The following is a 750-nucleotide window of genomic DNA, read 5'->3' as shown; positions in this document are numbered from 1 at the left end:
ATCGGCGCAGAAAATGTTGTTAAAACAGAAACCCAGCAAACATTCGTAAATGGATTGCTCGGTTTTATTACTTTAGGCATTTATACTCCGCTGGAAGCGCGTGTGTATTGCTCACAATAATTGCATGAGTTGCCCATCGATATGGGCAACTCTATCTGCACTGCTCATTAATATACTTCTGGGTTCCTTCCAGTTGTTTTTGCATAGTGATCAGCCTCTCTCTGAGGGTGAAATAATCCCGTTCAGCGGTGTCTGCCAGTCGGGGGGAGGCTGCATTATCCACGCCGGAGGCGGTGGTGGCTTCACGCACTGACTGACAGACTGCTTTGATGTGCAACCGACGACGACCAGCGGCAACATCATCACGCAGAGCATCATTTTCAGCTTTAGCATCAGCTAACTCCTTCGTGTATTTTGCATCGAGCGCAGCAACATCACGCTGACGCATCTGCATGTCAGTAATTGCCGCGTTCGCCAGCTTCAGTTCTCTGGCATTTTTGTCGCGCTGGGCTTTGTAGGTAATGGCGTTATCACGGTAATGATTAACAGCCCATGACAGGCAGACGATGATGCAGATAACCAGAGCGGAGATAATCGCGGTGACTCTGCTCATACATCAATCTCTCTGACCGTTCCGCCCGCTTCTTTGAATTTTGCAATCAGGCTGTCAGCCTTATGCTCGAACTGACCATAACCAGCGCCCGGCAGTGAAGCCCAGATATTGCTGCAACGGTCGATTGCCTGACGGAT

Annotated in this window: 1 protein-coding gene and 1 pseudogene; one reads left to right on the top strand and one right to left on the bottom strand. The window is 49.6% G+C overall.

The genetic code is table 11. The features are described 5' to 3' along the window. Positions 1-120 (top strand): annotated as a pseudogene (gene bor / locus AC2D8P_RS16645) (serum resistance lipoprotein Bor); the annotation flags it as partial. Positions 121-151: 31 nt separating this feature from the next. Here the strand turns inward: bor and rzpD are convergent. Beyond that, a complete protein-coding gene (gene rzpD, locus AC2D8P_RS16640; protein ID WP_000092275.1) occupies positions 152-613 on the bottom strand; it encodes a prophage endopeptidase RzpD in 462 nt (153 codons plus the stop codon). Positions 614-750: the final 137 nt, after the last annotated feature.

The sequence above is a fragment of the Roseovarius sp. YIN77 genome, assembly GCF_057219155.1.
Note: the sequence above shows the minus strand (reverse complement) of the source record. Positions and strands in the feature narration are given on the sequence as shown.